General features: G+C 48.2%; 10 protein-coding genes. 7 read left to right on the forward strand and 3 right to left on the reverse strand.

All coding sequences use genetic code 11. From position 1 onward, the window contains the following. Positions 1–2 precede the first annotated feature (2 nt). From ftsN to greB, 4 genes are all read left to right on the forward strand, one after another. Positions 3–1,151, forward strand: coding sequence for a cell division protein FtsN (gene ftsN / locus ACTHUT_RS03410; RefSeq protein ID WP_440386236.1), 1,149 nt, complete (start codon positions 3–5; stop codon positions 1,149–1,151). After that, complete coding sequence (locus ACTHUT_RS03415; RefSeq protein ID WP_440386237.1) at positions 1,144–1,647, forward strand: CvpA family protein; 504 nt, start codon at positions 1,144–1,146, stop codon at positions 1,645–1,647. The genes ftsN and ACTHUT_RS03415 overlap by 8 nt, the downstream gene beginning before the upstream one ends. Positions 1,648–1,800: 153 nt before the next feature. Continuing rightward, positions 1,801–3,345 (forward strand): amidophosphoribosyltransferase, encoded by a 1,545-nt coding sequence (purF, locus tag ACTHUT_RS03420; protein ID WP_049322919.1) that lies wholly within the window; start codon positions 1,801–1,803, stop codon positions 3,343–3,345. Positions 3,346–3,419: 74 nt separating this feature from the next. Continuing rightward, entirely contained in the window at positions 3,420–3,911 is a 492-nt protein-coding gene (greB, locus tag ACTHUT_RS03425) for a transcription elongation factor GreB (RefSeq protein WP_049322920.1), read from the forward strand. Between the two features lie 86 nt (positions 3,912–3,997). Here the strand turns inward: greB and plsY are convergent, their stop codons facing one another. After that, on the reverse strand, positions 3,998–4,609 hold the full coding sequence (gene plsY, locus ACTHUT_RS03430) for a glycerol-3-phosphate 1-O-acyltransferase PlsY (RefSeq protein ID WP_070712548.1): 612 nt from the start codon (positions 4,607–4,609) through the stop codon (positions 3,998–4,000). A 57-nt stretch (positions 4,610–4,666) separates the two neighbouring features. On the opposite strand from plsY, the gene folB reads away from it, so the two are divergent. The 3 genes from folB to ACTHUT_RS03445 all read left to right on the forward strand — a co-directional run bounded on the left by folB (position 4,667) and on the right by ACTHUT_RS03445 (position 6,334). Then, entirely contained in the window at positions 4,667–5,017 is a 351-nt protein-coding gene (gene folB, locus ACTHUT_RS03435; protein ID WP_440386238.1) for a dihydroneopterin aldolase, read from the forward strand. A gap of 46 nt (positions 5,018–5,063) precedes the next feature. Beyond that, positions 5,064–5,711: a nuclease-related domain-containing protein gene (locus ACTHUT_RS03440; protein ID WP_440386239.1), complete on the forward strand. Its 648-nt coding sequence runs from the start codon at positions 5,064–5,066 to the stop codon at positions 5,709–5,711. Between the two features lie 86 nt (positions 5,712–5,797). Then, positions 5,798–6,334, forward strand: a complete 537-nt coding sequence (locus ACTHUT_RS03445) for an NUDIX hydrolase (protein ID WP_440369300.1) — start codon at positions 5,798–5,800, stop codon at positions 6,332–6,334. A 70-nt stretch (positions 6,335–6,404) separates the two neighbouring features. Here ACTHUT_RS03445 and ACTHUT_RS03450 read toward each other — a convergent pair whose 3' ends face one another. Further along, positions 6,405–7,043, reverse strand: a complete 639-nt coding sequence (locus ACTHUT_RS03450; protein ID WP_440386240.1) for an alpha/beta hydrolase — start codon at positions 7,041–7,043, stop codon at positions 6,405–6,407. 41 nt (positions 7,044–7,084) lie between these two features. Continuing rightward, positions 7,085–7,814, reverse strand: a 730-nt coding sequence (locus tag ACTHUT_RS03455) for a polyamine aminopropyltransferase (protein WP_440418675.1), incomplete at its 5' end; no start/stop codon positions are given.

Raw genomic sequence — 7,814 nt, forward strand, 5'->3', positions numbered from 1 at the left:
TCATGTCCGACAATAAACAAAAAGAAACTCCAAACGGATACGATTTAGACGGTTACGAACAACTCAAACGCCGCAATCGCCGCCGCTTGGTTTTGGCCTCCGGCTTGGTGGTGGCTTCAGGTATGCTGTTCGGCCTGGCGCTGACATCGGGTGACGATAAAAATTCACCGTTTAAAGAAGCCCCTGTCGGTCAGACTCAAGTCAAAACGGCTGATGAGCCCAGCAAGGCTGTTGTCCTAGAGCCGAATAAAGAGGATGTTGCGATGGCTGAAGAAGCAGCCCGCCATGCGGATGCCGAAGCGCAAAGCAAACCTCAAAATGCCGGCGATGAAGAAGACAATGCGCCGGTTGAAGTATTGAAGCCAAACCGTGAATCTGCTCCCGAAGATGTCGGCGAGCCGTTGGTTTTGATTAATGATACTTTGGATGACGGCAATATTAAAGGTTTGGAAGAGTCCGAGCGTATTCAACGCGCCGAGGCTGCCAAACGTGAAGCTGCGGAGCGCCGAGCCGAAGAACGCCGCCAACGTCAGGCTGAACAACGTGCTGCTGCGGCACGTAAAACACAAGCCCAACAGGAAGCTGCTGAGAAAGAAAACGCATTGGCGGCTAAAAAACGCGCACTTCAAGCGCGTGCTGAAAAAGCAGAGCGTGAAGCTGCTGCCGAACGCAATAAATTGGCACAATTGGAAAAAGCAGAGAAAGCCATTGCTGAACGTAAATCTGCCAAAAACAGCAAAGACAGCGTAAAAGACAAGGCCGAACCTGCCAAGAAAGCAGAAGCCAAAGTTGAAAAACCAAAAAATGAAAAGGCTAAACCGGAAACGGCCAAAACAGAAAAAGCCGATAAGGTAAAAACTGCCGAGAAGCCGTCTGAAAAAGCCAAGCTTAAAGCCGAAAAAGAAACAGCAGAAGCCAAACCTGCGAAAAAAGCCGCCATTCAGGCTGGTTATGCTGAAAAAGAACGCGCACAAAGCCTGCAACGTAAAATGAAAGCCGCAGGTATCGATTCGACCATTACTGAAGTGATGACCGATAAAGGTAAGGTGTATCGCGTGAAATCAGCCAGTTATAAAAATGCACGCGATGCCGAGCGTGATTTGAACAAATTGCGTGTACATGGCATTGCCGGTCAGGTAACCAGTGAGTAATTTGCCTGTTGCCGATTTGTTGGCTGTCGCCGTCATCGTCATCTGCATCATTATCTCGCTGACGCGGGGGATTATTGCTGAAGCAGGGGCGATGGTGGCATGGGTGGTATCGTTTATTGCAGCCAGAACGCTCGCCGTGCCGTTTGCCGATGTGGTCTTTAAATCGGTTGAGCCGCATGCTTTGGCGGTTGCCATGGGTTTTGCCGCTGTGTTTTTTCTGGCATGGCTGTTGCAAAAACTGGCACGGTCGCTGTTAAGCAGTTTGGTGTCTGCCGTTGGTCTGGGAAGCATCAACCGTTTGCTTGGCGGCGTATTCGGTGCAGTGAAAGGTGTGATTTTGGTAACACTGGCTGTGATGGTTTTTTCGCATACCGATTTGCCGAAGACGGAAGAGTGGCAAAGTTCCCATACGATTCCGTATTTTGAATCGCTTGCCGATGCCGCAATGCCGTATCTGCCGGGAAAAGAAGATACGCATGAGGAAGCGGATGATTGATGTTAATGGTTTCAGACGGCCTGAAGGTCGTTTGAAACCGTTTTTTATTTGTCTGAAGGTAGCATTATATTGTCAACAATTTGGGCAAACTCCTCTAAATTATTTTATAATGACACCTTACCCATTTAACCCTAAAACTCGGAGAGTCTCGATATGTGTGGTGTATTAGGTTTGGTCAGTCATGAGCCGGTCAATCAGCTGCTGTATGACGGTCTGCAGATGCTGCAGCATCGTGGTCAGGATGCGGCAGGCATTGTGACTGCAGAGGGCAGCACGTTTCATATGCACAAAGGCAAAGGCATGGTGCGTGAAGTGTTCCGTACCCGAAACATGCGCGACTTGGTAGGTAATGCCGGCATTGCACATGTCCGCTATCCGACCGCCGGCAATGCAGGCAGCAGTGCAGAGGCTCAGCCTTTCTATGTCAGCTCTCCGTTTGGCATTGTTTTGGCACATAATGGTAATCTAACCAATACCGAAGAGCTGTATGAGAATGTGTGCAACAAACACCTGCGCCATGTTAATACCAGCTCCGATTCCGAAGTATTACTCAATGTATTTGCGCATGAATTGCGCCGCGAAGTCTCTAAAAATACAGTTCCTTACCAACTCACCATCGACAATATTTTCAACGCTGTTTCCGAAGTGCACCGTTTGGTGCGCGGCGCATACGGCGTAGTAGCCATGATTGCAGGATACGGCATGCTGGCTTTCCGAGATCCTTTCGGTATCCGTCCGTTGGTTTTGGGTTCGCAAATTGACGAATCCGGCAAAAAATCTTATGCCGTTGCCTCCGAATCCGTTGCCTTCAATGCACTTGCCTATGATTTGGAACGCGATATCCATCCGGGCGAAGCCGTATTTATTGGTTTTGACGGTACGATTATTTCCCGTCAATGCAGCGATAAAGCCAAATTAAGCCCTTGTCTTTTCGAATATGTTTATTTTGCCCGCCCGGACTCCGTCATCGATGGCGTTTCCGTTTATCAGTCCCGTATGGATATGGGTGTATCGTTGGCAGAAAAAATCAAACGCGAGCTGCCTGTCGATGATATCGATGTCGTGATGCCGATTCCCGATACCAGCCGACCCAGCGCGATGGAGCTTGCCGTCCATCTCGAAAAACCTTACCGCGAAGGTCTGATTAAAAACCGCTACATCGGCCGCACCTTTATTATGCCCGGCCAGGCAACACGCAAAAAATCAGTACGCCAAAAACTCAGTCCGATGGAAACCGAGTTTAACGGCAAGAGCGTTTTATTGGTGGATGATTCCATCGTACGCGGTACGACCAGCCGTGAAATCGTCGAAATGGTACGCGCGGCAGGTGCACGCAAAGTCTATATCGCTTCTGCCGCTCCTGAAGTACGCTATCCGAATGTGTACGGCATCGATATGCCGACCCGTGAAGAACTGATTGCAAACGGCCGCAGCGCGGCAGAAATCGCAGCCGAAATTGGCGCGGACGGTATCGTCTTCCAAAATTTAGAAGACTTGGAAGCAGTAGTCAAAGCGCTCAATCCCAAAATCGAATCCTTTGATTCTTCATGCTTCAACGGTGTTTATCAAACCGGCGATATCGATGAAGCATATCTAAATCGCCTCTCTGCCGAAAAATCAGGTTGCGGCGGCTTAAAAGTACATCCAAGCAAAATGGAACACAGCATCAGTATCAGCGATAGCGATGATGAAGAATAAAGTAAATTGACTTACAATAAAGGCCGTCTGAAAATTAACGTTCAGACGGCCTTTAATTATGTTTTAGACACATCATGAGTACCGAAACCAAAAATTACATCACGCCTACCGGCTGGCAGGCATTGAAAGACGAACTTTATCATCTGGTCAACAAAGAACGCCCGGAAATCGTCCAAATCGTTAACTGGGCGGCAAGCAATGGCGACCGTAGCGAAAACGGCGACTATCTTTACGGCAAACGCCGCATGCGCGAAATTGACCGCCGTATCCGCTTCCTAACCAAACGCTTGGAAGCCGCCGTCGTCGTCGATCCAGAAGCGCGCGAAGCCACGGACCAGATTTTCTTCGGTGCAACCGTTGGCTTACTGCGCGGAGACGGTCGAGAACAAACTGTCAAAATCGTCGGCGTAGATGAAATCGATACCGCTAAAAACAAAATCTCATGGATTTCCCCTTTGGCACGCAGCCTGATTAAAGCGCGCGAAGGCGACGAAGTTGTCTTGAATACGCCGGAAGGGCAGGAGGTTATAGAGATTTTGTCGGTGGAGTATATTAAGATTGAATGATTATGTGTGAATAATGCGAATGAAACTACAAAAGGCCGTCTGAAAAATAGACTTCAGACGGCCTTTTATTGATTGTATCTACACTTTTAAGATTTTCCAGCTTTATCCCCGATTTTGCTTTCTTTGCCTTGAAGCAGATTTTGAATATTGCTTTTATGGCGGTACAACACCAATGCGGCAATGAATACGGTTGCCCATGCCCAAGAGGCGTGTGGCATCATAAAGAAGGCGAAAATGGGTGCGCAGACGGTGGCGACCAGGGCAGCGAGGGAGGAAACTTTGAAACCAAACGCCATGACCAGCCAAATCAAGGCGCAGAGCAGGGCGGTTGCGGGGGAGAGGGCGAGCAAGACGCCCAATGCGGTGGCTACGCCTTTGCCGCCTTTAAAATTGAAAAATATTGGCCACATATGGCCGACCAATGCTGCAATGGCGACCAGGGCTATTGTTGCATCCGACAAATCTAAAGCATTTTGCAGACAGCGCGCCAAGATGACGGCAACCAAGCCTTTTACTGCATCGCCGAGCAGGGTCAGTGCGGCTGCTTTTTTCTTGCCGCTGCGCAAGACGTTGGTGGCGCCGGGGTTGCCGGAGCCGTAAGTGCGCGGATCGTCCATGCCGTAATATTTTGATACGATGACGGCAAAAGACAGGGAGCCGATAAGATAGGCGGCAATAATGGCAAGTACATTGAACATTTTGGGTGCTTTACTTAAAATGGGAATGGTTATTCTATCAAAAAAACGGACAGGCAAATGGATAAAATCTTTTTGTACGGCATGAAAGCCGATACTTTAATCGGCGTATATGATTGGGAACGTGAGCGTAAACAGACTTTGATTTTGGATTTAGAAATCAGTGTTCCCGAGCGTACGGGCACGAGCGACGATATCGGCGACACCATCCATTATGGCGAAGTATGCGAAGTCGTACGCCGCAACCTTGCCGAACAGGATTTTTTACTGCTGGAAACGTTGGCGGAACATATCGCCCAATTGATTTTAAATGATTTTGGTGCGGTCAAAGTACGCGTCCGTATTGTGAAACCGGGTATCTTGCCCGATGTTGCGCAGGTCGGTATTGAAGTTGAACGTACTCGGGAATAAACCATAAATATATAAATTTTTAGTTTTAAATAAAAAAGAAAACGTCATGATTGAACAAATATTGGGAAGTATGTCAGGTATATTTTGGATTTTTCTGATCATTATTCCTTTGCTTTTATTAAAAGCACTGTTGAGAAATCCTAAAATAAAGGGAAGCATGGGGGAAATAGCAGTTCGTTCTGTAATTGGAAAAAATTTAGATGAGAAAACTTATTTTGAGTTTCACGATTTAATTATTCCATCTCGAGATGGTACGACACAAATTGATCATATTTATGTCTCAATTTTTGGGATATTTGTGATAGAAACTAAAAATTACACAGGCTGGATTTTTGGTAGTGAAAAGCAATCTAAATGGACGCAAATCATCTATAAACAGAAACATTATTTCCAAAACCCGTTGTGTCAGAATTATGCTCATATCAAAGCATTGTCAGAACTATTGCAATTTCCTGAGGAGAAGTTTCATTCAATGGTAGTTTTCTTAGGTGATTGTGAATTGAAATCGAAAATGCCACCCAATGTTTGCCGTATTAGGCAGGCGGCGGCTTATATTAAGAATTTTCAGACGGCCGTATTGCTTCCTCATGAGGTAGAGGCAATAGTTGCTGTATTGTCTTCAAGTGACTACCAAGCAAATAGTGAGAAGCTGCGAACACATACGGAGCGTTTGCAACAACGACATCAGCGGTAAATATTAGAAAAGGCATCCTCTGAATTTATTTTAGTAAAATTTCAGACGGCCTTTAATATTTAATAATTTGGAAATGAGGTAAAAAAATGGATTTGAAAGAAACTAAATTAAGCAGCGAGCCAATCTATGAAGGTTCTTTTGTTACCATCAGCCGCGATCGGGTGCGCCTGTCCAACGGCAATGAAAGCCAACGGGTTGTGATCCGCCATCCGGGTGCTGCGTGTGTGTTGGCGGAAACGGAAGACGGCAAAGTTGTTTTGGTGCGCCAATGGCGTTATGCCGCCGATCAGGCGACGTTGGAATTGCCGGCGGGTAAATTGGATGTGGCGGACGAAGATCCTGCCGAATGCGCTTTGCGTGAGTTGGCGGAAGAAACGCCATACGTTGCCGACAGTGTTAAATTGTTGTACAGCTTTTACACGGCAGTCGGTTTTTGTGATGAGAAAATGTATCTCTACCAAGCGCAAGGCGTGCGTCTGGGCAGCGAGTTGAGCAATGATGAAGATGAAATTACTGAAACCGTCTTGATGAGCAAGGAAGAGGTGCGCGCTGCATTGGCAAACGATGAAATCAAAGATGGTAAGACTTTGATTGGTTTGCAGTATTGGTTGACTCAGAATTGATATGTTAAGAGACAAACAAGGCCGTCTGAAAAAGCTTTCAGATGGCCTTGTTTTATTTTGTAGCCGGATTTTAACCTAATAAAGCCGGTGCGAACCGTGTGATCGTATCGCGTAAAACGATGAGTTTGCCGTGGAAGAAGTGGGACGAACCGGCAATGGTTACAACCGGCAGGCCTTGTGGTTCTGCCCATGTCAGGGCTTTGTTGATTTCGACGACTTCGTCTTCTGCGCCATGAATCATCAATGTTTTGGCGACGTCGGGAACGTCGGATGGTTCCGGGCGGTCTTTGTAGTGATGGACGGCAGCGCCCATCAGCAATAGCAAATCAGGCGTGCGTTCTTGGGCGGCAAAGGTGGAAACGTAGCCGCCGAATGAGAAGCCGGCCAGGGCGAATTGCGGTGCGTCTGGATGTTGCGCGCGGGCGTAGTCGATAACGGCAATGCAGTCTTGCGTTTCGCCGCGGCCGTAGTCGTGTTCGCCTTCGCTGTTGCCTACGCCGCGCAGGTTTGGCAGATAGCAGTGAAAACCGAGTTGCGATAAGGCTTTAGCGGCGGTTTGGATGACTTTGTTGGTGTTGGTGCCGCCTTGCAGGGGATTGGGGTGGTTAATGACGGCGACGCCACGGGCGGACTCTTGTGTGCTTGGCAGGTAGATGGTTTCCAGCAAACCGACCGGGCCGGGGATTTGAATGATGTCGGGTTTGAGCATGAGTGTGTCCTTGTTTGTTTTTTCAGACGGCCTGAAGCGGTTTACAGATAAAAATTCTTGCCGTTGTTTTGATTGTTGGCTTTCAAATCAGCAAGCATCCGTTTGAAGTCCAAGCCGTATTTTTCGCTTAATTTTTCGGCGCGTTTTTTCAGGTTGTCGAGATTTTGTTCTTTGGGGCTGCTTTGGAAGGCCATGACCGCTACGTTGCCGTGGCTCTCGGCCGGCAGCTCGAGTACGCGGCCGTCAAAGACGTTGAGCAGGCGTTCGACAAAGCGTTGATAACGCTGGTCGCCGCTCCACCAGTTGGTCACAAATACGCCGTCGGGAGAGAGGGCGTTGCGGCAGTCTTGGAAGAAGGGTTCCTCCACCAAAGCATCGATAATCTGTTCGCCGTCAAAACCATCTACCAAAATCACATCGGTATTGTGGCGGAACACTTTAATATATTCCGCACCGTCCGCCTCGATAATTTCAAAATTTTCGCCTTCGTGCGGCAATTCAAACAAGCTGCGCGCCACGGCGATGACTTGCGGATTGATGTCAATGGCGGTTTGCTTGGTATCGGGCAGGTAGCTGTCTATCCAACGGGCAAACGAGCCGCCGCCCAAGCCGATTTGGGTGATGTGTTTGGGCGGGGTTTCTGTAAACAGCAGCCAACCCATCATGGCGCGGCTGTACGACAACACCAGCTCGGACGGATGATCGACATTCATGGAGCTTTGAATGGTGTCGCTGCCCAAGTGCAGGGAACGGATATTGCCTTCTTCGGAA

This window comes from Neisseria sp. P0022.S010 (genome assembly GCF_051956635.1).

Bases quoted from the DNA above. Each gene is read 5' to 3' on its own strand.
- plsY (WP_070712548.1), bottom strand. From the start codon at position 4,609: ATGTTCAATGTACTTGCCATTATTGCCGCCTATCTTATCGGCTCCCTG.
- folB (WP_440386238.1), top strand. From the start codon at position 4,667: ATGGATAAAATCTTTTTGTACGGCATGAAAGCCGATACTTTAATCGGC.
- ACTHUT_RS03440 (WP_440386239.1), top strand. From the start codon at position 5,064: ATGATTGAACAAATATTGGGAAGTATGTCAGGTATATTTTGGATTTTT.
- ACTHUT_RS03450 (WP_440386240.1), bottom strand. From the start codon at position 7,043: ATGCTCAAACCCGACATCATTCAAATCCCCGGCCCGGTCGGTTTGCTG.
- purF (WP_049322919.1), top strand. From the start codon at position 1,801: ATGTGTGGTGTATTAGGTTTGGTCAGTCATGAGCCGGTCAATCAGCTG.
- greB (WP_049322920.1), top strand. From the start codon at position 3,420: ATGAGTACCGAAACCAAAAATTACATCACGCCTACCGGCTGGCAGGCA.
- ACTHUT_RS03445 (WP_440369300.1), top strand. From the start codon at position 5,798: ATGGATTTGAAAGAAACTAAATTAAGCAGCGAGCCAATCTATGAAGGT.
- ftsN (WP_440386236.1), top strand. From the start codon at position 3: ATGTCCGACAATAAACAAAAAGAAACTCCAAACGGATACGATTTAGAC.